Here is a 23,045-nt window from a genome sequence, read left to right on the forward strand (position 1 = left end):
GGCATCGGGTGGCAACCTGTGTTTTCGATTCCACAGGCTGGATGCCTATGCCACTGATTGCATTGTTTTCCATGGATGAAAGCAGCTCAATTGCGAAGTTTTGGAAGAGCCTGTCGCGCCGAGAGGAAACGGGCGAGCACGGCATCCAGCGGTTCGCTTGTTCGGACTTGCAAATAATCGATCTTCAACCGGCCGCAGGCTCGTCGTGTCTTTTCCAAGAAGTCATCGAGTGCCTCGAGGTAGCCTTCCCGAAGCGCGGCTGGATTGCAATTCAGCGCGGACTCGACTTCCAATCCTTCGAACCGAGTTGCTCCGGTGAAGTCGAAATCCATTTCGTCATCGTGCAACACGTGAATCAACGCCACGTCATGACCGCGAGCCCGCAAGACTCGCAAGCCTTCTTGCAACTCTTCCACACCCAGCAAATCTGAGATCACGCACACGACGCCCGCTCGAGGAATGGCCGATGCAAGTTGCTTCGCGACGTGATCGAGTTTGGTCTCGCCTTCGTGATCGGCGGACGCCAAGCAAGTCAGCATGCGATTGAGTTGGTGCTGGCTCGACTTGGCCGGAACACTGTCGCGAAGTTGCGTGTCGAACGTGTACAACCCACAAGCATCTTTTTGACGAAGAGCGAGGTAGGCCAGCGATGCCGCGAGAGACGCGGCGTATTCGAACTTGTTCTCGTCGCCTTCGCCGTACGACATGCTGCCGCTGCAGTCGACCAACAACTGCAATCGCAAGTTGGTTTCTTCTTCGTACTGTTTGATGTGCAGCCGATCCTGACGCGCGTACACCTTCCAATCGATGTGCCGCAACTCATCGCCAGCAACATACTGGCGGTGTTGCAGAAATTCGATCGATTGACCGAAGTAGGGACTTCGGTGCATCCCTGAAAGAAACCCCTCCACCACTCGCCGAGCGGTCAATTCCAATCGGCGAATGCGAGCGGTGACCTCAGGACGCAAATATCTTTTGGAATCGGGCATCGCGAGACAATTCGTCCTCGGTCGTCGGGGTGGCATCAATGATTCGGGCGACCACTTCGTCGCTGGTGATGCCTTCGCTTTCGGCGGCAAAGTTCACCACCATCCGGTGACGCAAAACGGGCGGTGCGAGAGCTTGAATGTCTTCGACTTGCACATGGTGGCGTCCTTGCAGCAACGCACGAGCCTTGCCGCCGAGGATCAGAAACTGAACCGCTCGCGGCCCAGCGCCCCAGCCAACCAGATCTTCAACAAAGTCCGGCACACCTTCGCCGCCAACGCGGGTTTGCCGAACCAGCGACAATGCGTATCGCACGATGTGATCGCTGACGGGAACTTGGCGAACCAGTTGCTGCAATCGAAGAATCTCTTCGCCGCGAAGAACGGGTTCCGCTTCCGCGGTTGCACTTCCGGTGGTCCGCCGCGCAACCTCGAACTCTTCGTCGAACGATGGGTAGTCGACGTAGATCTTGAACATGAACCGGTCTTGCTGAGCTTCGGGCAGCGGGTACGTGCCTTCTTGCTCAATCGGGTTCTGCGTTGCCAACACAAAGAACGGGTCATCGAGTTGGTGGCGTTCGCGGCCCGCCGTGACTTGTCGTTCCTGCATCGCTTCGAGCAGTGACGCCTGCGTCTTTGGCGGCGTCCGGTTGATTTCATCGGCCAACACCACATTGGCAAACAACGGCCCAGGCATGAATCGCAATTCGCGATGCCCCGTTGCACGATCCTCTTCCATGATCTCGGTGCCGGTCACGTCGGCAGGCATCAAGTCAGGTGTGAATTGGATTCGACTGAAAGAAAGATCAAGCGTCTTGGCCAGCGTGCTGATCATCAGCGTCTTGGCCAAACCTGGCACGCCTTCCAACAACACGTGACCGCGGCTGAACAGACAAATCAGGATCTCGTCGATGACTTCTTCTTGGCCGACAATGATCTTGCCCAACTCTTCCATCACTCGCCGGCGAGCGTCATGAAGCAGGTTGAGGTCCGCTTCGCCAATGGCAGCAGAATTCGATTCAGGTGCATTCATCCAGGATGTCTCAGTCAAGTTCTCTTTGTCCAAAGATCACGCGGCGACGATCATGCGGCCAATCGTACCAGTATGTCCTACCAAGGTAGCCCACCGGACAGTGCCAGAGTAGACCGGTCAATCGTGCCTGGATCAGTTGTTACGAGACTCGATCACGTCCAGGCGTCTGGTTTGGACAACACGATACGGGCGGATGGCCCAGCGACTCCCCCCATGAGCGAAGCTTTGGCGGACGGCCCGCCATTGTGCTGCTGCTTCGCTCGTTCGCACCGGACACCTTGAGAAACGTGGCCTCAGGGAATCTGAACGACTCCCCAAAAGGGGCGTTCTCGATCCGCTCGAACTCGGACGTCTTCCAACATCACGCCAACGGATTGATCAAACGTGAAATCCTTGCGTCGAGAACGGTAGCGGACCGAGATGGGCTCTTTAAAATCCAACGGCATCTGCGGATACAACCATATTTTGAAAGCATTCGCGGGAGCTTGGGTGATGATGACTTCGTTGTTGGCCATCACACGAGCCTTCACCGGGGCCGCTTTCAATCGCTCCACCTCATCCCACAGAAATGGATTGACAGACAATCCAGGAAGCATCTCATCCCACTCCATCCACCAAAAGAACCGATCGCCATCTCGCATCGAGACCACTTCCAAATCTTCCGGCGGCGCGGCACGTCGATGCCCCGGCGTCTTCATCCATTCAAAAATTCGGTCCGCTTCTTCGTAAAAGAAATCCAAACCGCGCCCACGATACAACACGATCATGGTGTCGTGATCGTAGGTGACATAGCGATCGTAGATGGCACCGAAGTCACGCAGTGGCACACCGTCTTTGTCTCCCTTGACGATGTAAACGGGCATGTACTTTGAGTTCTCGTTATAGTGCAACAACGTTTTGCCCGGGCGACTGCTGATGCTGATCATGCCAGCCCAAATATCAGGGTGCGAAACCGAAATATCCCACGCCGCTGTTCCTCCAGATCCGTGACCGGCGATGAAAACACGATCAGCGTCGATCGCAAAATGCCGCATCGCGTGACGCAACGAACTCAGCACCGCGTCATGCTCTCGCATGGTGTATTCGTAATCGTTCTGACCACCGCGAGTCCAACGTGGTGCGACCACGATGAAACCATGCCGGATCGAATGGCCCAGCCGCATTGTCGGAGAAACCACTTGGGCTGCCACATCGGCGGCGTCATCGCCTGAGCCTTCCTCTGGCTGCGATTCGCTGGTCGAGGACGGCTCGCTAGAGCTCTGCTGCAAGAAGGATTTTTGCGGGACGCCCGACCACCAATTGAGCTGTGTCTCCGCGATCGCACCCGCCGCGTGCATTGCCACAACGCACGGATAGGTTCGGTTCGGGTCGTACTCCGGCGGCAATTGCACCACATAAGATACCGGCGGAAGCGAACGAGGCTCCTCCGCTTGAGCAGCATGGAAACCGGCTTGGTCCAATCCCACATGCAGCATTCCCGCCACCGACGGATCCTCCACAATCGACTCGTCCACTTCAATCGCCTCGATCAAAGGTGGCTTCATCAAAGGCAACATCTTCGCGATGTAGTCCGCTCGAGCACCTTCCAATGAAGACAAACGTTCGAGGATTTCTTGTCGCTTGCCAGGATCCTGCTCAGCCAAGTATTCGCGAACCAAAACTCGCACGTCAATCAACGACAACACGATCTTCAGGTTGGTTTCCCCCGAACCGTTGCCGAGCAACCAACCGGCGATCGCGAGTGACACGCGTGTTTCGGAATCCATGGTTGAGTTGCCGCCCATCCGAATGAAGTCACTCATTCGCGGAAGCGTTGCAGGAGTAAGCTCCGATTTGATCTCAGCGACCACCCCGCCCAACGAGTTTTGCACGGGCTCCTGAAGTTCGCCAACCAACTCCGTCAGTCGTTGGTGAACGGTATCAATCTGCTTTTGTGTCTCGTCCATCGAGCCGATCATGTCGGCAACTTTGACCTGCGTGACTCGGCTGACGACTTGGGTCGGAAATTGATCCAAGATCGCTCGTGCCAATTTGGGCTGGCCCGACTCTCGCCGCAACTCAGCTTGCTCGAGCAATTGACTCGCTTCGTTCTCGACATACTGTCCCACGATCGGCCTGAGATCCGCACTTTCCGGAAACTCATCGAGCACACGAACCAATTCACGACGTGCGTCGGCGTAGCGTTCCGATTCGGCAAAGAACCGGACAACGTTCAAACGAGCGTCAACATCTTTCGGATCCGTGTTGCGACGAAAGATATCCCGCAGCTGATCGCTACTGATACTGGACGTCGCGATCCGCATATCCAGATTGATCGAGTCGTCAGTTTTGAGAGCCTCGACCTTCGCATATTTCGCGGTCAGCTCGGTGATCCCTTGCAGAATAGGAAACGGCGAACCCGTTGGACCTCGAACAGTCAATCGCCGACGACCGAACTGATTGAACGGTGTCACGCCAAGCGTTTGCCCAATGGAGGCAACCTGTTCGCCACCATCGGGCACCGGTTGAAAGAATTCGATCCGCTCGTGCAAATCGGGAACATCACGAGGCTCCGCAGCGACCATCCCTCGACGATGCACATAGGTTCGCCGCAGACCATCATCGACCACCCAAATCGGTCGGTTCTGAATGCCGCCTTCGTTGCCAGCTGAGAACGCATTTTGATTCATGCTGGCAACTTCTAGATAGATGCCTCGCAGCACCATTCCGTTGCGCAGTGAAATCAATTGCTCGGCGCGAGCGAGGCTGGCCTGGCCGATATTCAATGTCGCCAGAACAACGACCAAGATCGCCGTCGTCACTTTTCTCGCCCGATTGGACATTCGCTTGCCAGCCGAGTTGCGAAAGGTGAATCTCATGGGGACTCGATGTAGAAGCAATCAGTAGAAAAGATATGCCGTGCGTTGCAGCGTCCGGCCGAGCGGCGCCACCCCGACACTCAGTTGTGCGACCGTTGGACGAGACTGAGCGATGAACTGTGCCAGCAACATATTCTGGCCGGTGGTCTGGTCAGCGTCGTCGCCTTCATTCACCAAACCATCCGAAACGCCCGGAACCGGTTTGCTCGATTCGGCCATCATGGGTACGCGAATGGAATCGCTTGAGATCGGAACCGTTTGCTTCGCGGATTCGCCCGTCGCACCAACCTGCTTTGGCGAGGAAACAACCTCTTCTAATTGTACCTCACCGCCAGACAGCTTCACCGGAGAATTCACGTCTGCAACGGACAATTCGTCCGTCGGAACCCGCAAAAAGATCATCGCAATCACACAAGCTGCGACCGCAACAGAAAAACTCGCGGCGATTCGAACGATCGATGCCTTCGCTCGCGATGCCTTGTCGACACCGGCGGGAGTTCGCATTCCGGCTTCCAGCTGACGCCAGATCGCCAGTGTCTGTTGGCAGTGATGGCAATCAACCAAATGCCGATCGTCATCAATCGGCAACTCAGCTCCCGTATCGATCCACTCGTTCATACGAGCTTCGAACGCATCACAAGCAGCAATCTTTTTCGCAGCAGTGACAGATGATTCGTGGCTCATGCCGCACCTCCGGTTTCTCGAACCCGACGGATCACTTGCAGTCGCGCTCGGTGGACCCATGTCTTGATCGTGCCCGCTGGATGCCCCATCAATGTCGATGCTTGCTCGTACGACATCCCGTCAAAATGAACCAATTCAAACGCCCGACGTGAGGAAGCCGGCAATGAAGCCATCGCTTCTCGCAGCGTTTGATCAACCTGCACTCCACTCGCTGGTGAATCAACGTCAGCGACAATCGCGTCGGTTTCCTCGATCCCAGCCAGCCTGGGCTTGGAACGCTGCTTGGCCAAAAAAGATCGGCAGCGATTGCCAGCGATGGTTGTCAGCCAAGGCTCGATTGGACGTGAACGGTCCCAAGATTGAATGGAAGCTGCGACCCGGCGGAAAGTTTCTTGGGTCAGGTCTTCCGCGTCTTGATGGTGTCCCAACCAGCGAACACAAACTCGATAAACCAAATCGCGATGTCGACGAAACAGTTCCGTGAACGCGGAGTCCATGCGAGCGTCACGCCCTAGATAGGCGTCCGCCAAAGCTTCATTGGACAGCATCGCGAGCGAAATGGTCTTCATTACCTAGCGGCCGCTGAAGAAACGCTTCAGTGCATCATCCGCCGCATCTCGAGAATTTTCTTTCAACGCCTTCTTCGCACCCTCGGGAAGTTTCCCCGGTTTGCTCTTCGGCGGAATGACCCGCGATCCGGTGCTGGTGTCATCATCGGACGACATTTTTGTGTCGTTGTTTTGCTTCTTGGCGGGAACGTCTTCGATCATGACGGTGCCATCGACCGAAAGATCGTCGCTGTTCTCGCCTTCCTTTTGGTCCAAACGAAACTGTCGCGTGTCCGGATCAGTCTGCTTACGAACACGATCGATCGCGTCGGCTTCATCCAACCAGGAATCCACATCGACTTCTTCGAAACGACTGTCTTCGCCGGCACTCTTCTTGGTTCGTGCCGCGGCGTCGGCGACGTCTTTGACTTCGGGTTTTTTCGATGCCTGCAACCCGTGCTCGATCACAAGCGAAAACATCAGCTTACCAACTCGCAGAAGATCGCCGTCCTTAAGGACTTTGGCTTTATCAGCAGGCAAACGCTTGTCATTGACGAAGGTGCCGTTGCGACTCTTCAGGTCCTGAACCAAAACTCGCCCATCTTTGATCGCCAGAATGCAATGCCGGCGGCTGACCGACTCGCTCTTTGGGCGAAGCTGGCAGGATTCGCTACGTCCAATCAAGAATCTCTTGTCCGAGACCTCGATCTCTTTGCCTTCATGGCTGCCCGATTGGACTCGCAGTCTAACTTGCATCGGTACCCTTCGTTGCGAAAACCAAACGCACGATTCAACGTCGGTCGTGCGTAACTTAGATGGTCGAACCTGGTGCGTGCTATTGCAAAAGAAGGGCCAACACCGGCCTTTCTGCTTCATGAAAAGCGAATTGCAAGCAACCTTGCAGCCATGTTCGCCGCCGATCTTATTGTAATTGGCCGAATAGCGGGAGAGTATTAATCGACCTTTCACTGGCGATATCGTGAGATTACCCACCACTACCCCTCTGGAGCATAGCGCCACCCCCTCAAAAATAACATCACACACTGGCAAGCACACCCCCGCCGGCGAAGGTTCAGATGGGGACGAAGGGTAGGTTCGGGAGCACAGCCTAGGATCAGCGACTGAATCCGATGCCTTGGTAGTCAAACCCGATGTCTTCGAGATTCAGGCCTTTCAGCGTATTGCGTCCGTCAAACACGAAGGCTGGCTTCTTCATTCGCTGCAGAATCTTCGCAAAATCTGCATTCGCGAATTCGTCCCATTCCGTCAAAACGGCAATCGCGTGAGCCGAATCGGCCGCCGTTTCAGCATCCGAAACCACTTCGACGTTGTTCTCGATCAATTGCCGCGACACAGCACTGAGCTCTTGATCACCATTCTGAAAGACCGCCTCGAGATTGGCGACGATTTGAGCCTTGGTGACCTGCGGGTCGTAAATCGACAAACGAGCCTTTTCGAGCAGCAGGTCCCGACAAACATAAATCGCGGCGGATTCGCGGGTGTCGTTGGTGTCCTTTTTGAATGCAAACCCCCAGATCGCGATCTTCTTGTCTGACACCGTATTGAACATTGTTCGGACCATTCGGTGTACGAAGCGTCGCTTCTGGTAGTCGTTCATCGTGACGACTTGCTGCCAATAGTCGGCGACTTCGGGCAACCCAAAGTATTCGCAGAGATAAACGAGGTTCAGAATATCCTTCTGAAAGCAAGATCCTCCGAACCCGACCGATGACTTCAAAAACTTCGGCCCAATCCGCGAGTCCATTCCGATCGCCATCGCCACTTCATCGACGTCCGCTTCGGTGGCTTCGCACAATGCGGAGATCGAATTGATGGACGAAACCCGCTGAGCCAAAAACGCATTCGCGGTCAACTTCGAAAGCTCGCTGCTCCACAAGTTCGTCGTCAGCAGACGCTCGGCCGGAACCCATTGAGCGTAGACGTCCACGAGTGCCTGGATGGCAGCTTCGCTCTCGCCACCGATCAAAACTCGATCGGGTGCCAACAAATCGTCGATTGCAGTTCCCTCGGCCAAGAACTCTGGATTCGAGAGCACGTCAAATGTCGCACCACTGGTTGCTTCAGCCAGAATTGCCTTGACCGCTTCGGCCGTTCGGACGGGCAGCGTCGACTTTTCAACGACAATCTTGTGCCCAACCGAGACCTCCGCAATCTTGCGAGCACACTTCTCGATGAACTCCAAGTTGGCTGCTCGCCCGGCACCGACGCCGAACGTCTTGGTCGGCGTGTTTACCGAAATGAAGATCATGTCGGCTTCACGAATCGCTTCGTCGACCTCGGTCGTGAAGATCAAATTCTGGCCACGCCGGCCTTTGACAATGTCATCCAGGCCCGGTTCGTAAATCGGCAGCTCGTCACTGTTCCATTGTGCGATCCGTTCCGCGTTGATGTCCACCACTTTGACTTCGATGTCATGGCACTGGTGAGCGATCATTGCCATGGTCGGACCACCGACGTAGCCGGCACCGATGCAGCAGATTTTTTTGACAGGTCCGATCGCGGGACGCTCCGATGCGGTAGCAGTCATAGAGGCAAATCAACGAAGAGCAGGAGACAGAGAAACGATTAGCAGGACCGGCACTTTAATCCGGCCGAGCATTTTCGTCCTCTGGAAACCTCAGCCCGCGGATTGTTTGCACGACCAGAAATTCGGCCTGTGTGGTTTGTGCTGGTCGCAGGACTTCCCTCCTGGCACGAAGGATGGCGAATTGCAGCACCGTCCGGGACGTGGATAACGCCTCAAAAACTAGCGAGAACACCTGCTGAGCCATCCGCTCAACCAGCATTTGCATCCGAAACACGACGTTACCGCCGGCTCGTCGCACCCGGCGGGCTGCTCATCAATTGGTACACCGATGGACGTCCCCCAGGCAGATTCGGAGCCACATCGGTGATCATCCCGGAAGCTCCGTCGCTCATCAAAGGCGTCGCGGAATGCGGTGCCCAGGCCAATCGATCTTCCGAGTCGACTTCCTCCAGATGTTCCAGCAAGATCCGTCGAACTTCAAAGATTGCCTTTCCGGTCATGTGCAGTTTTGTGTGTGTCGCGTCAACAATCAATTCGCTTTCTGTGTCCTCCATCGTCGCACTGTTGTATTCGACCACACCGTCACCACGATGATGCCGCCCAGCCAAAATAGGCGGGTCTTCTAAGACACCGACGATGTTGTGGTACTTCACATTCGCAGATCGCTTGGCTCGCAACATCACGGGAAAAATCGGTGAGTCAGGCGCAAGCGAATCCACCGCATTGGCTTCGGTCAACAAACGCGTGTCACGGAAGAACCCTGGGTTCGCGCGAGTCAAACGTGTGCTGGTGGAGACGGCCATTCGAGGAAGCTTGATTACCTTGCCAGCCAACCATCGCGTGGTTGTGTTGGCGAGGTTGCTGCCACGATGCGGCGTGCCGATCGTAATCACACGACCGACGGATCGGTTCGGGCGGAACTCAAGTGCACTGACGAGTTTGTTGATATCTTGCGGCGGACCACGAAGTTTCTCTTTGGGCTTGTCGCTGACCAAGTTCCAAAAATCATCGCCGCTGTCGATGGTCTGCATCCGACTGACCAATCCGCCCATGCTGTGCCCGACCAGAACGGTGTGATCCACAGCCCGATCTTGCCCGGCGGGATCGAATGTCTGCCGCATCGCAAAGAGGTCACTTCGCAATTGAGTCGCGCTGATCCAAAACGGTTGCCCGGATGGATACAGATAAAACCAGAATTGGTAACGTTCCCGAATCTCGGGAAAGCTACGCAAGTCGTTGAACATGTCCATCCAGGTCAGCGGACTTGACCATAGGCCATGCACCATCAACACCGGAATCCGGTTGGGGTCGTAAGGCTCCAGCATGTACAGCCCACGCTTTTGCTGCGCGTCGTCGGGATCGAGCAAGCCTTCTGTTGCTCGATCACGCTTGCGATATTCGTCGCTGTCCAAAAAGTATGCGAGCGGAGTTGTCAGGTCGGTTTCCAACGGCACCCAGTCGTTGGCCAATTGAATCTGATTGGCTCGCAACGGATCAAAGAACTCCAGCACGCAAACAGCGGTCTCGTCCGCCGCCCCAAACTCGTTGGTGTGGGAAACTTGTTGGATCGAATGCGAGTTGCCCGATCGCGCCATTCCGCTGTGGATTCCCGTTCCACGACCGCCACGTGAAGGCTCGGTTGAACATCGCAGCAACGCCGTCACCGCATAGCTCAAGCCTTCCGGATAGTACTCCTCCTCAGGATGCCCTTCGCCACGTGGCTTGCGAACCGCGATCAACGGCACGCCGAGCCCGTAAGTTGTGTGACGATTGTTCAGAGTTTTGATGTCGTAGTCGCTCACAAATTCGTAGTGATCGAATTCGTCTTCTTTCCAAGCACCACGCATCTCCGCCCGAATCACGAACTTCTGATTCGCGGTTTGAATCGTGTATGTCTGACCCGGCCGCAAACGGTTTTCGGCGCACAACAGACGCAGCAAATCCTCCAGCGACTCGTTGTACAAGTCACAGACGGCTCGAAACTGGGGATCGTATTGGTTGCGGACTTCGCCGAGTTGATCACCGAATAGATAGCGGTAGCTCGTTGTCAGAGCCACGCCGTAGTGATTCATTGCATCGCTGGACCGACCGTCTCGGTCCGCAATTTTTCCTTCGACGTAGGACAACTCTGACAGAGCGTAGGCGAGCTCAGTATCCGGGTTTTGGGCATTGAGTGTTTGCAGACGGTGAAGACAGATCTGACTGTCGTCTTGGTAGGTTTCAATCAACCCGTAGCGACTCAGCGTGTTCTGCGTGCGCTCGCTGATCTCAGGACCGCGCCACCGCAACAAATGCAGCGAATTGGTCAGCGCGTTTTCGCGAATCGATCGGTTTTCGAGATACCGAGAGGTGATACAACCGGACGAGGTGCAACACAGCAAAACGATCCAAATGGCGCAGCAACGAACGCTCGCCCAAGGAGGCGATTGAGAACGAAGAATCGGTCGTGCAGACGAACGATTGGAACAGACCATGGGCGGACACTAGGAAACCCCGTCGAACCGTGTCAACGCGAACATGGCAAGCTGGGCCGCTTGCGGGCTCTGCAAATACCGATGGTCCGATCAGCTCAATTCAAGGCAACTTGGCAGTGCGGTCTATCCACGAGCGCAAAAGAAAACGCCCGTAGCGAAATTGAATCGCCACGAGCGTTTTGCGTGCGGTTATCAGAATTCAAGCGACGACTATTCGAGTCCGGCCGTTTCCTTCATGGCCTTGGTACCGAGAGCGCCCCACAAACCGTACGGACTTTGCATCCCCGGTAGTGTTGTCGACGATCCAACGGGCCAGTTCGGTGCGTTCGCGTTCTTGTTGCCAGCATCGATCGAGTCGGTGATGAAGCGAACCGCTCCGTCACCCATCAACACGTGAGCTCCACCTTGGTGCCGGCTGCCCATAGCCACCATGCAGTCCGAACCGTCACCAGACCAAGAACAACTGACGCCATTGGGAGGCATGATCGTTGTCACGCTCGACATGACCGGACGTCCGTCGGCCCAACGCATCCCATGCCGCTGTGAGGCACCCCAGTTATTGGCATTGGTTCCTGCGACGTGAAATTGAGGTCGAGCCGGATCAATTGTGTCCTCACAAACAGCCGGGTCGCTGAAGAATGCTGCATTGCTGCCGCGGTTGATCACAACCGTGTTGATCTCAAGGGTGTTGTTGTCCGTGACAATCTCACCGCACGCGATCGTGTTGCTCAAACCATCCAGGATATCTCTGAAACGAGTCTCACGCCGCGTGACAAAGAACCCTCGATCCATCCCGCCACGTCGTGGCGTACACCATCCCGCTTCGGATCCATCTTGGTTCACGCAAGAGTGATTGTTGCTGGCAATACCGTCGCCGATACACGCCGCATAGTTCGTGAACGCTTCGAAGTTTCCTGGAGGAACATTGGGATCACTCGGGCAGCGGAACGTGCCCACTTGAGTCAACCAGGGCGTGTAGTTTCGATCCCAAGGCACCGGCCCCATCGGTGGAAACGGAGTCCCGCGGGTCGAACCGTTGTGATTGGTCGCACGAGGATTGGCAATTTGTTCCCACAAACCTTGCTGTTCAATGAATGGGGTGAGACCAACCAGAAAGCTCAAAAGGTGACGGTTGCCTGGGTTCTCGTACGTCCCACCACTTTGTGTCGGCAGGCGATTGTAAGCCGAATGATAGTTGTGAAGACCCAAGCCAATTTGCTTGAAATTATTGCTGCACTGCATACGCCGTGCGGCTTCGCGTGCTGCCTGGACGGCGGGCAACAACAGCCCCACCAGCACGCCGATGATCGCGATCACGACCAATAGTTCGACGAGCGTGAAGCCCTGAGAGGAATTGCGTTTCATTGAAAACGCCCTTTTAAAAAGAAGGGAACGACAGGAGCACTCAACGCGAGTGCTCGAAAGAAATGCTCCAAAACTGGAGACAAATGATTGGAAAGGCCGGTCTTCGGCCAATCGCGACGAACTACTTGCTCATCATGTCAGCGGCATTGGAGGCTTCCATTTCCGCCATTTGCTCTTCGGTGTGAACAACGCTGTCGTCAACTTCCGAGACGGTCACGTCGTTGTTGGGTCCACATCCGACAAATCCGCCGAGACAAAATATCAAAGCACCAACGGCAACAAATTTATTCAACATCAAAAACACTCCTCAAATCAAAAGCAAGAAAATTGCGAATTGCATGCCCGACAATGCGCGAGCATGCCCCGCCAAACTAAATCTACGGGCGCGAGGCCGACAACAAGAAAAGCCAGTAATTTGATACCGAATCGGCTTTTGACAATATTCATTCCATTTTTCACGCCAGAATATTTCTACGGCCCGACGCAAAACACTCGCATTTAGCAATAGATTGCGACAAATGAACATGCGTGCACCCGCAGGGAAGAATCGCCACACCCCGCCTCGGCAAAGCTTCTCAAGGAGATTCACTCCGACGCAACTGACTGGAATCTCGCCAAGAAAGTGAAGGATCAAACGACCGCTCGCGCGCCGCATTGCCGCCACTAAAATGAACGGGAATCCGTTGCGATGAATTCGACCGCTTCCAGAGCCATGGCTAACAGCCTGTTGATTTAGTCGTATACCGAGTGACAACAATAAGCCGATGGGCGTTAGCCCCGGTTGGCGTCTGACTAACCGCCGCTAACGCGGTGCGGCTCATTAAATCAACAGCCCGCTAAGGACGGACCTCCGGCCGGAGAACCAAGGCATGTGAATGCCTGGACCATGAATTCACTGCTCCGACTATTTTCTGGGCTTGTTTCATAGCTGCGTGATTTGATACCCCGACATGCCTGGAACCAGACTTTCGCCAGGATGAAGCGAAAGACACGCAAAGGAATGCGAACGATGGAAATTTTTGGCAAACGAATTGGCTACCGGCTAACCGGTGGAGTCGCGACGATTCTTCTCGGAGCTTTTGCTGCCGCGCAAGCTCAACGCAGCGAGCTTCCCAGCGACACAGAACTGGCCGATCAAAACGTGCCGGCCCTGGACGCTCCTCGTTGGCAATCCGAAATGCCAGCACCGATCTCGATGCCGGGCACCGAAGAGACCGGGCCTCAAAACTTCCTCGCGGCCTTCGATGATTCGTCTGATCCAGGTGCGATTCAACAAGCGGCTTACTCAGATGAGACATACGTGTCTCAGCCTGTCGAAATGGCGAGCCACAATGAATCGTTTGACGGTCCTACGCCGATGACGATTCCAGAACCCGCTCCTCAAGCGGTACCACAAACATCCGCACAAGACGCTGGACCTAGCAACGCTGGACCAAGCAACGCTGGACCAAGCAACGCTGGACCAAGCAACGCCGGTCCGAACATGGCACTGCCAGCGATGGCAATGGACATGCCCGCGATGGACATGCCTCCAGCCGATGCGCCCGTTAACGCGATGCCGGAAGCCGACCTTTCGATGCCGGGCGGTTTTGATATGCCCGACATGAGCATGTCGATGACGATGCCACCTCAACCTGAGGCCACCGCACCAACCGAACCGCAACAAGACGCCGGCCCAGCAATGGACATGTCGGCTATGTCATTCGGTGGCATGCCCGCACCTGATCAAACCATGGCCAGCGAAGGTCCCTCGGACATTCCTGTCAATGACATGCGAATGAATGACGGTCCGGCGCGGATGCCTGAGCCTGCACAAATGGCGAACGACTCATTGCCAAACCTACCGGCTCCACAGCAACCGGGCGCTTCGGTCGCACAACCTGCCGACGCATCGTTCGGCGCGATGCCAAACGACATGGCATACGAGCAACCAAGCCAAAACAATCAATCGTCACCCTACGGCCAACCCGAACCAGCGAATGCGAACAGCATGCGTTCCGGCGGCGATGCAAATTTCAACAACGACCTTCGTTCCGCACCGGCCGCTGCTCCCTATGGTGCTCCCGACCAGTTTGCCAATGCCGACCCAACCACCGGTTCCGATCAGTTTGGCGGAGGCAACCAATTCGGTTCGCCTGAACCATCGGCCTATGGCGGCAACGCCCCCAACAACAACTTCGCCAACAGTAACCCTGGATACGAAAACCCTGGATACGAAGAACCTGCTCCCGCAGCTTCGACTCGTTTCGCCAGCCAGCGTGGGCTTCCCGCGCCAGGCTACGCTGCTCCGGGAGCCGGCAACAATTACGCCAGCAACGCACCGACGGCGGCGCAAGCAGCCGCTTATGCGATGCCGGGTGAACGTCGCTTGGAAGGAATGCAAACACCAAGCATCGTCATTCACAAAGAAGCACCAGCGGAAGTCAAAGTCGGCCAACCCGCCACGTTCAAACTCAACGTCCAAAATGTCGGAACCGCGGAAGCCTTGGGCGTTCGAGTTCACGACACTATTCCTGCTGGAATGCGTTTCAACGATGCGTCCGGCAACCCTGTCATGCAAGGCGACGCATTGATGTGGGAACTGGGTGCCTTGCCCGCTGGCGAACAACGCATCATCACGATGAACCTGACACCTGTCGAAGAAGGCGAACTCGGAAGCATCGCTCGCGTGACGTTCGAGGCCGCTGCCTCGGTGCGAACTCGCAGCACACGCCCCGAACTCAAAGTCACCCAGCACGCACCGGCAAAGGTCTTGATCGGTCAACAACTCGAAATCGAACTCGAAGTGTCCAACGTTGGCTCGGGTGCCGCAACAAACGTCGTCCTTCGTGAAGATGTTCCTGAAGGCATGGACCACCCCGGTGGCCGCGAACTCGATTCGTTCTTGAACACACTCCGTCCCGGCGAAGTCCGTCGCGAAGTGCTGCGGATGCGAGCGGTTGAACCAGGCGTGATTCGCAACACCGTTGAACTGGTGTCCGACGACGCCGAACCGACCAGCCACACAGTCGAAGTCGAAGTCGTTGCTCCGGCGATCGATGTTCGCTTGACCGGACCAGGCCTGCGTTTCTTGGAACGACAAGCGACCTACGAAGTTGAACTGATCAACCGCGGCACCGCACCAGCGACCAATGTTGAAATCATCGCTCGCCTCGACCGCGGATTCACTTTCGTCGGAACCGAGAACGCTGGCTACTACGATCCCAACCGTCACGCCGTCCTTTGGTCGGTTGCGTCCTTGCCACCGGGCAAACCCGCCAAGGTGCCGTTGACGTTGCTGCCAGTCGAAGAAGGCGAACAAGCGATCCAGTTGGAAGCCGCCGCCGATCTCAACACTCGAGCAACCAGCGAAAGCACGGTTCGAGTGGAATCGCAAGCGGAACTCAGCTTCAGCATTTCGGACTTGGCCGACCCAATCGAACAGGGTGCCGAGACGACCTATGAAATCCGTGTCCAAAACACCGGCTCGCGAAACGACTCCAACGTCCAAGTTCGTTTGATGGTGCCACGCGGCATGGAAGTCCTGGGAGCCGACGCGGAAGTCCGTCCGGACGGCCAAGGCGGAATGATCTTCGCACCTGAAAACGAACTTCCCGCCGGATCGGAACTGACCTACCGCATTCGTGTTCGCGGTGACGCCGCCGACACGCACTTGGTAAAAGCCATCGTGACGAGCGATCAGTCGCCCAAACCGGTGACCAAAGAAGAGTCAACGATGGTTTACGCGGACCGCTAAGATCCGCGGGTCAACCACACGCCTCCTATCTCGGGTGGTTTCATCACCCGAGACGGCGACCTACAGTATCTATCGACGGGTGATTGGCATCCGTCCACTGACTGTTTGTTTGCCGCGGAGGATCGCCCGTGAGTGATCGCGTCCTAATTGTCGAATCCGATGCTGATGCACGCGATGAATTGGTGCGCATCCTGGATGACGATTCTCGCGAAGTCTTCGCGGTGAAAAGCTGCGATCAGTCACTGAAGGAACTGGAAGTCGCCTCCTTCGACTTGATCATTACCGAGCTGCCGAAGTGCAAAACACTTTCCGCGGATTCCGGTGATGCCAGCTCCCCGTCCAGCGACGCAGGCACCGCCGCGATTCGCTGGGTCGAAAAATTGCGAGCCGCGGCCCCGCGAGTTCCCATCATCTTGATCACACGAGAGGGGGCCGAACCAGTCGCCGGCGAAGCCCTGATGCGAGGAGCCGCGACCTACATTCCGTTGCATTTAGCCCAAGAAGGCTTGGTCGAAACGGTTGAGCAAGTTCTCAAGGTCAGCCGCTCGGCATCGCAGGCCACCGACATCGATCAGTGCGTTTCGCGAATCAAGCTGGAGTTGGTCCTGCCCAGCCACGAACAACTTGTTCCCGCCGTGATCGCCCGACTGGAACAAGAGCTGGAACAACTGCATCTGTTCGACGAAATGACGTGGACGCAAATCGCGATGGCGCTCGACGAAGCCATCCTCAACGCGATGATCCACGGCAACCTGGAAGTCGAATCGGCTCTGCGTGAGGTCGACGAGGGCGAAGCCTACCAAGAAAAGATTCGCCGACATCGCGAACTGTCGCCCTATGCCGAACGTCGTACCTACGTGACGCTGACCGCCACCCGCAGCCAAGCCGTCTTTGTCATTCGTGACCAAGGCCCCGGCTACGATGTCTCGGCACTTCCCGATCCAACCGACCCGGCCAACTTGGAATCGATCGGTGGACGAGGGCTCCTGTTGATCAGTGCATTCATGGACGAAATCCATCACAATGAGATTGGCAACGAACTGACGATGATCAAACGCAAGCGATCCGACAGTTCCGCGTCGTGATCATCCGTCGTTCAACTTCCCATCTCGCTTTGTATCTGCCATGACTCCGGTCCACCCCGGCGATCGATCTTCCGCGGCAATGCTGCGCAAGCAAGAAGCCATCGAACAATCGATGTGCTTTGGTCGATCCATCCGGTGGCCCGTTCTTCGAATCGCCGGCGTCGAAGTCTCCGTCGCGATGTCATTGCCGCTCGGTCTGTTCGCTGCCATCGCATTTGGTGTCTCGGCTTACTTGACCGACACCACCGCTTCGGCCAATTGGCAATCGCACGCCCACTGGATGGCTTGGCTGATCGGCTTCTGGTTGCTGGGTCTGCTGATTCAAACGTCCATCGCGATTTGGCATCAACGAAACGCCGGTGTGCATCGCGGCGGTTGCATCGTTTCAATCGGAGGCGTTTGGACCGCCCCGACTCAGCGTCCGCACGGAATCTCGGTTGCCGGCGTCCTGATGATTTGGTCGCTCTGCATGCTTGCACTTGGACTCGGATCACTCTCGTTGATCGGCGTATCCTTGTTCACCATCGACGCCCCCATGAAAGGCGGCCCGATCGTTTGGCTGGATGATCCGTGGGCGGCCGTCGCTTGGTTGTGGTGCCTGCAAGGCATTTGGAATCTGCTGCCTTTGCCACAATCGCTTGGACGAGTCGGCTGGGCACTCGTGTTCGCATTATTTGGTGGCGGGCCAAACCATGATCCTCGTGTTTGCCTCCGGACATTGCGAGCTTGGATCATCGCGATGGCCTTGCTGACTTTGGTGACCGGCAACTTGCTGCTCAGTACCAGTGGAGTGACTTCGCAAGCGGGCGGATTGGCTTGGCCGGCCGTTGCAGGCGTGATTGCTTTGTCGCTTTGGCTGTTCACTTCAGCTGGCTCGCCCGATTTGACCGCGATCTACGAATCGATTGTTCGCAGAGCGGAATACATCGAGGTCGGTGAGCAAAATCCGATCGGCCGTTTTCGTGGACGGTTCGGCCCCGTCGCCACATGGCGTCGATACAAAGCCCGCCGAGAAGATGTCGCCAAGCAACAAAAGCTTCGCGAAACGATGGAGCGTGAACATCGCGAAGCCGACGACGCGTCGCGGGTCGATGAAATCTTGCAGCGTTTGCACCAGGATGGGGCCGAGTCGCTGTCGCAAGAAGAGCGAGAGCTGCTTCAAAGAGTCAGCGAAGCGCTTAAGAATGAGCGTCAGAACATCGCACGTGACATCGACTCCAACGGCTAATTGTTAAAGGCGGAGCAATCGCACGGGGGGAGCACGCATCCACCGCCTCCTAAATCGTTTGAATGACGACCAAGTGTCATCGAAGTGGTACGGTTTTGCATGACCGTTACATCAACCAACACATCGAACACCGACATCGATCCGCTGCACGCCAGCGTATTGGCTGGCGTGTGTGTCGCCGAACGTGCCGCAGCCGAAGCGGCTCGTGTTGGCACCGCGACGGAAGATGCGATGGAACGCGTCAATCAAACGCTCGTCAATGATATTGAGCAGCTTTCAATTTCTCTCTCGGACAAGTTCGAAGAGATCCGGCTGATTCACGACCTGACGGCTAACCTGGAACTGGAAAGCGATGCAGATGACATTTGCATCGACATGCTGAATCAGCTTTCTGTCTGTGTTCCTTGGAAGACAGCCATCGTCGAACTGTGCCCGGCCGATGCCGAATGCGTCGTCGACGAACCCGATCGCTTGATCGTCGGCGAGCCAATCAGCACACAAGCATTGGACTCGATGATCGCCGCCTCTTGGCGACACGCGGCGAAGACCGATGGCATCGTTCGCGATATCACGATCGTCAACCAAAGCGACGAACCAAGACTCGACAACCATCGGTTGATGATCCTGCCAATCCACCGTGGCGGAACCCATCTTGGGCGGATGATATCCATCCGCACGCTCGATCAACCTGAATTCACCACTGTCGATATCGATCTGGTGCGATCAGTTCTGATGATGTTGTCCATGCACTTGGTCAACCAACGTCAGTACATCGAAATGCAGTCGATGCTGGAAGGCATGGTGCGTTCTCTCGCGTCGGCTCTGGACGCGAAAGATGCTTACACGTGCGGTCACAGTTCTCGCGTTGCAGATCTCGCCGTCGCACTTTCGCGTCGACTTGGAATGACGCAACAAGATTCCGACTCGCTGCAACTGGCCGGTATCCTTCACGACATCGGCAAGATCGGCATCGATGACTCGGTACTGAAAAAACCCGGCGCACTGACGGACGAAGAGTTTGACCAAATCAAACGACACCCGGTGCTGGGATATGAAATCCTGAAAGGCATCCGTCCGTTCCGACACATCTTGCCCGCCGTTCGCCATCACCACGAATCGTGGGACGGCCGCGGGTACCCGGACGGATTGTCTGGCGACAACATCCCACGTGCCGCACAAATCTTGGCCGTCGCGGATTCATTCGACGCCATGGTGAGTGACCGCCCGTATCGCCGAGGCATGCCACTTGATAAAGTCCGCAAGATTTTCCGCGAAGGTCGCGGGAAGCAGTGGGCATCCGATGTCGTCGACGCCCTGCTCAGCAACGAAGAATTGATGATTCGATTCGCTGAAAACTATCAAGCTCCACCGGAAATTGATCCTTAAGCATGTTCTTGATCGCGGTTGATGAAGCCGGCTATGGCCCGAAACTCGGACCGCTGGTAATCGCCGCAACACTTTGGGAAGGCCCCACCGAATCGTCTCAGTGGAATGACACGATTGCCGAGATGTGGGATGTGATGAAGACGCCCGTCTCCATCGATGGCCAACGCATTCGAGTCGATGACTCCAAACGCGTTTTTCAAAGTCGCACTCAGCGACGCGGTGACACATCACCGCTTGGCAACCTGCATCGAGCGATCTCGTTTGCCCATCGCTCGATGGGCCGCCCGGAATCAAACTGGCAAGATCGCCTTTCGACACTGATTCCGGATGACCTTGATTGCGTGGCATCGATCCCGTGGTTGGCCGACATGCTGAAGCCGGGACGCTGGCTGCGCGAGCTTCCTGATCAGTGGCTGTCTGAGGAATCCATTGCGCGAGCCACTCAGGCTTGGGCTGTTCCCGATTGGAAAATCACCGACGCGCGAGCCCGCATGGTTACGGCGAAAGCTTTCAACGCGTTCTGCGAACCAAACGCTTCGGGAACTTCTGCCAACAAGAGCGACCTGCTCGGCGAAACCAGCCTTGGACTGGTCGCCTCGATGCTGAATTCGCAACGACTAGAGTCCCACAAGCACGGGCAGATCTTCTTTGACCGTCACGGCGGACGACGCTACTACGCCGGAGTCATCGCGGCGACCTTCCCAGACGCGATTGTTCGCGTGGTGGATGAAACCAGTCGCTGCAGTGTTTACGATGTTGAAACAGCGACCCATCAACTGAGAATGCATTTCGCTGTCAAAGGTGATTCGTTCGTTCCCGTCGCCATGTCATCGCTTCACGCCAAATGCCTTCGCGAAATTGCGATGGCGTTTTTCAATCATCACTTCGAAGACCGATGGCTCGGACCAGAACCATACCAACCCACCGCGGGCTACCCCGTCGACGCCGACCGCTTTCTTGCCGCGGCCACCGCGACACTGAACTCGCAGTCCATTGCGACGTCCGATTTGATTCGATGCCGTTGATTCGATTCACCGCCGCATTGCTTCTCACCGTTCTTGGCGGGCTCAACTTGTCGTGGTGCGATGAACCACGACGAACAGAAACGACCGACTCCAATCCTCCCAAACTTCTTCGGCCGGATCTGATTCTTCAATCGCTTGAGTCACCCGACGCATCCGAACGTCGCCAAGCAGTGCTCGACCTCGGTCAGTACCACGCCAAACATCCGGACTTGGTCCCCGGTGCGATGCAGCTGCTTCGGAGATGTGCCAACGATTCGGAATTTGATGTTGCCATGGCATCCATCGAGGCTGCGGCAACGATCGGCAACCTTGAGTCATTCGGTGCGGTCGTCGATGCGCTGCGAGGCGATCACACCTCATCGGAAGCAGGAAGAATTCTGGACGCGATCGATGTTCCGTCGCTTCGGCGATTTTGGAGAACCTCCGATCCGTTCCGTGTTGGCGACATCGTCAAAGACCTGCAGCAGAAGGCGACGCGGCAACACACAATGGCTTCCTTGTCTGCAATCGAAATCCCCGAACCGTCCGCCGGCGTGATCGCATCCGGTCGCGAAGCATTCATGATCGCGCGATGCGACGCGTGTCATCAAGTCGCTGGATACGGCCGAGCCGCCGGCCCCGATCTTCGAGGCATTGGAATGTGCTACTCCAACACGGAGCTCATTCGACACATTCTTCAACCGTCGCTCGATCTTCACGACACCGGACGATTCGAGAAATTCCTTCTGACCGATGGCCGAATCATCACCGGCCGCACGGTCACCAATCAATCCACAACGACCGATCGATCGAGCGTTCAAATCCAAACGGACCTCTCCAACCCCGATGCGATTCAATCCATCAAACTCAGTGACATCGAACAACGCCAGCCATCGCCCGTCTCACCGATGCCGGTCGGCCTGTTGAATTCATTGACGCCGACCCAGGTCGCGGAACTGGTCGTGTATTTGCGCAGCGACGGCGGACGGCTCGCCCCACCAGACGCCAGCCACGAACATTGACCGACACGGCGATTGCGAGCATCGGGCCGATGCCATCCATCCGGCACCCAATGCGCAGAAAAAACGGCAACCCAAAATGGATTGCCGTGGCGTGTTTTCAAGTTCGGCGAAATTCAAATTCGGCCGATGTGAGCGGAGTGATCTCAGCCCGACTTGCGAACGGGTTCACCGCTCATCGATGAGTGCGAAGCCGGCGTGTCACGCAGCAACTTTGTATACTCGTCGACGCCTTCCTGCTCTTCCTTCAGGATGTCTTCCAGGAAGACGACCAAGCTGCGTTGCGGCTCGGCCAATTCGATCGCCTGGGTGTACATCTCGACAGCCTTGGCTTCGAAGTCACGGCTGAACTCGAGAACTTCAACCAGGTTCTTGCTCTGCTTGATCTCATTGCGAGTCGCGACAGGAACCCCGCCGAGAGCCGAGATCTTCTCTCCGACGAGCTGAGCGTGACCGAAGGATTCCTTCGCGTCGCCCAAAAATTTGTCGGCGTAAACTTCTCGCCAAACGCCTTCGATGATGAACGAAGCCTGGGAGTACTGAGCGACCCCGGTCCATTCGTGCTTGAGAATTTCGTTGAGCTGATTGATCAGTGCTTCGCTGGCCATCGCATTTCCTTTGAGTGGTCGGTGTGGGATTAGGTGGACCGAAAAATCCAATTCGGTATCTCAACCAAAGCTTCCCAAAATTCTTTCACACCGCACACCCCGAGACGCCCAGCCGACCTCAAACACTCGTCGAATTCCTCACCCGCGGACAGCGCCACCGCGGCCATCAACCACCACCGGATGACTCGCGGAACCATCCGGCAACCAGGCCGACACAGAACACCGCCAATTGATTTAGGAAAAAAATTGTTTGGCAAATTCTGGACACGCAATCGAGATGGACACTTCCAATTCAACCACTTTTCACACGCACAAAAAACAGGCAGCCTCGCCGACCCCCGCCACATCAGGGCTTGCTCAAAAAACACGCAGCCTCCAAGCGGCGACGTAAGTCCCATTGCTAGCAAAGGTTCCGAAGGCACGTTTGATCGGCCTCGAGGATAGCACCACGTCCCAAACGACCCGTGCACCCTCAGCCCAACT

17 protein-coding genes are annotated in these 23,045 nt (G+C 56.1%); 6 read left to right on the plus strand and 11 right to left on the minus strand.

Features of this window, described 5'->3' with window-relative positions; translation table 11 throughout:
- Nucleotides 1-86: 86 nt before the first annotated feature.
- The 10 genes from RE6C_RS00865 to RE6C_RS32360 form a co-directional block, all read right to left on the minus strand.
- Nucleotides 87-968, minus strand: coding sequence for a DUF58 domain-containing protein (locus RE6C_RS00865; RefSeq protein WP_008652949.1), 882 nt, complete (start codon nucleotides 966-968; stop codon nucleotides 87-89).
- Nucleotides 958-2,052, minus strand: a complete 1,095-nt coding sequence (locus RE6C_RS00870) for an AAA family ATPase (RefSeq protein WP_008652951.1) — start codon at nucleotides 2,050-2,052, stop codon at nucleotides 958-960. The genes RE6C_RS00865 and RE6C_RS00870 overlap by 11 nt, the downstream gene beginning before the upstream one ends.
- 260 nt (nucleotides 2,053-2,312) lie before the next feature.
- Nucleotides 2,313-4,877 carry a peptidase gene (locus RE6C_RS00875; protein WP_008652952.1) on the minus strand — a complete coding sequence of 855 codons (2,565 nt, stop codon included), beginning with the start codon at nucleotides 4,875-4,877 and terminating at the stop codon, nucleotides 2,313-2,315.
- A 21-nt stretch (nucleotides 4,878-4,898) separates the two neighbouring features.
- Entirely contained in the window at nucleotides 4,899-5,561 is a 663-nt protein-coding gene (locus tag RE6C_RS00880) for an anti-sigma factor (RefSeq protein ID WP_008652953.1), read from the minus strand.
- Nucleotides 5,558-6,130, minus strand: coding sequence for an RNA polymerase sigma factor (locus tag RE6C_RS00885; protein WP_008652955.1), 573 nt, complete (start codon nucleotides 6,128-6,130; stop codon nucleotides 5,558-5,560). The genes RE6C_RS00880 and RE6C_RS00885 overlap by 4 nt, the downstream gene beginning before the upstream one ends.
- 3 nt (nucleotides 6,131-6,133) lie before the next feature.
- The gene (locus RE6C_RS00890) at nucleotides 6,134-6,865 is read right to left on the minus strand and encodes an FHA domain-containing protein (RefSeq protein WP_008652956.1); all 732 of its coding nucleotides are present in this window, start codon (nucleotides 6,863-6,865) and stop codon (nucleotides 6,134-6,136) included.
- 358 nt (nucleotides 6,866-7,223) lie between these two features.
- Nucleotides 7,224-8,657 carry a UDP-glucose 6-dehydrogenase gene (locus RE6C_RS00895; RefSeq protein ID WP_008652958.1) on the minus strand — a complete coding sequence of 478 codons (1,434 nt, stop codon included), beginning with the start codon at nucleotides 8,655-8,657 and terminating at the stop codon, nucleotides 7,224-7,226.
- A gap of 278 nt (nucleotides 8,658-8,935) precedes the next feature.
- Nucleotides 8,936-11,038 carry an esterase/lipase family protein gene (locus tag RE6C_RS00905; protein WP_039960879.1) on the minus strand — a complete coding sequence of 701 codons (2,103 nt, stop codon included), beginning with the start codon at nucleotides 11,036-11,038 and terminating at the stop codon, nucleotides 8,936-8,938.
- A gap of 303 nt (nucleotides 11,039-11,341) precedes the next feature.
- Nucleotides 11,342-12,496: a DUF1559 domain-containing protein gene (locus RE6C_RS00910; RefSeq protein ID WP_008652960.1), complete on the minus strand. Its 1,155-nt coding sequence runs from the start codon at nucleotides 12,494-12,496 to the stop codon at nucleotides 11,342-11,344.
- A 121-nt stretch (nucleotides 12,497-12,617) separates the two neighbouring features.
- Nucleotides 12,618-12,791 carry a hypothetical protein gene (locus RE6C_RS32360; protein WP_173401756.1) on the minus strand — a complete coding sequence of 58 codons (174 nt, stop codon included), beginning with the start codon at nucleotides 12,789-12,791 and terminating at the stop codon, nucleotides 12,618-12,620.
- A 681-nt stretch (nucleotides 12,792-13,472) separates the two neighbouring features.
- Here RE6C_RS32360 and RE6C_RS00915 point away from each other — a divergent pair.
- The 6 genes from RE6C_RS00915 to RE6C_RS00945 all read left to right on the plus strand — a co-directional run bounded on the left by RE6C_RS00915 (nucleotide 13,473) and on the right by RE6C_RS00945 (nucleotide 21,957).
- Complete coding sequence (locus RE6C_RS00915) at nucleotides 13,473-16,232, plus strand: COG1361 family protein (protein WP_008652962.1); 2,760 nt, start codon at nucleotides 13,473-13,475, stop codon at nucleotides 16,230-16,232.
- Nucleotides 16,233-16,360: 128 nt separating this feature from the next.
- Nucleotides 16,361-17,317: an ATP-binding response regulator gene (locus tag RE6C_RS00925; protein WP_008652963.1), complete on the plus strand. Its 957-nt coding sequence runs from the start codon at nucleotides 16,361-16,363 to the stop codon at nucleotides 17,315-17,317.
- 40 nt (nucleotides 17,318-17,357) lie between these two features.
- Nucleotides 17,358-18,545 (plus strand): AAA family ATPase, encoded by a 1,188-nt coding sequence (locus RE6C_RS00930; protein WP_008652964.1) that lies wholly within the window; start codon nucleotides 17,358-17,360, stop codon nucleotides 18,543-18,545.
- 99 nt (nucleotides 18,546-18,644) lie between these two features.
- Entirely contained in the window at nucleotides 18,645-19,931 is a 1,287-nt protein-coding gene (locus RE6C_RS00935; RefSeq protein WP_008652965.1) for an HD-GYP domain-containing protein, read from the plus strand.
- 2 nt (nucleotides 19,932-19,933) lie between these two features.
- The gene (locus tag RE6C_RS00940; protein ID WP_008652966.1) at nucleotides 19,934-20,956 is read left to right on the plus strand and encodes a ribonuclease H family protein; all 1,023 of its coding nucleotides are present in this window, start codon (nucleotides 19,934-19,936) and stop codon (nucleotides 20,954-20,956) included.
- Nucleotides 20,947-21,957 (plus strand): HEAT repeat domain-containing protein, encoded by a 1,011-nt coding sequence (locus RE6C_RS00945; RefSeq protein ID WP_008652968.1) that lies wholly within the window; start codon nucleotides 20,947-20,949, stop codon nucleotides 21,955-21,957. Before RE6C_RS00940 ends, RE6C_RS00945 begins: the two co-directional genes overlap by 10 nt.
- A 143-nt stretch (nucleotides 21,958-22,100) precedes the next feature.
- Here RE6C_RS00945 and RE6C_RS00950 read toward each other — a convergent pair whose 3' ends face one another.
- Nucleotides 22,101-22,562 (minus strand): ferritin-like domain-containing protein, encoded by a 462-nt coding sequence (locus RE6C_RS00950; protein ID WP_008652974.1) that lies wholly within the window; start codon nucleotides 22,560-22,562, stop codon nucleotides 22,101-22,103.
- Between the last annotated feature and the right edge of the window lie 483 nt (nucleotides 22,563-23,045).

Origin of the sequence: Rhodopirellula europaea 6C, from assembly GCF_000338295.1 — a bacterium.
Lineage (GTDB): Bacteria > Planctomycetota > Planctomycetia > Pirellulales > Pirellulaceae > Rhodopirellula > Rhodopirellula europaea.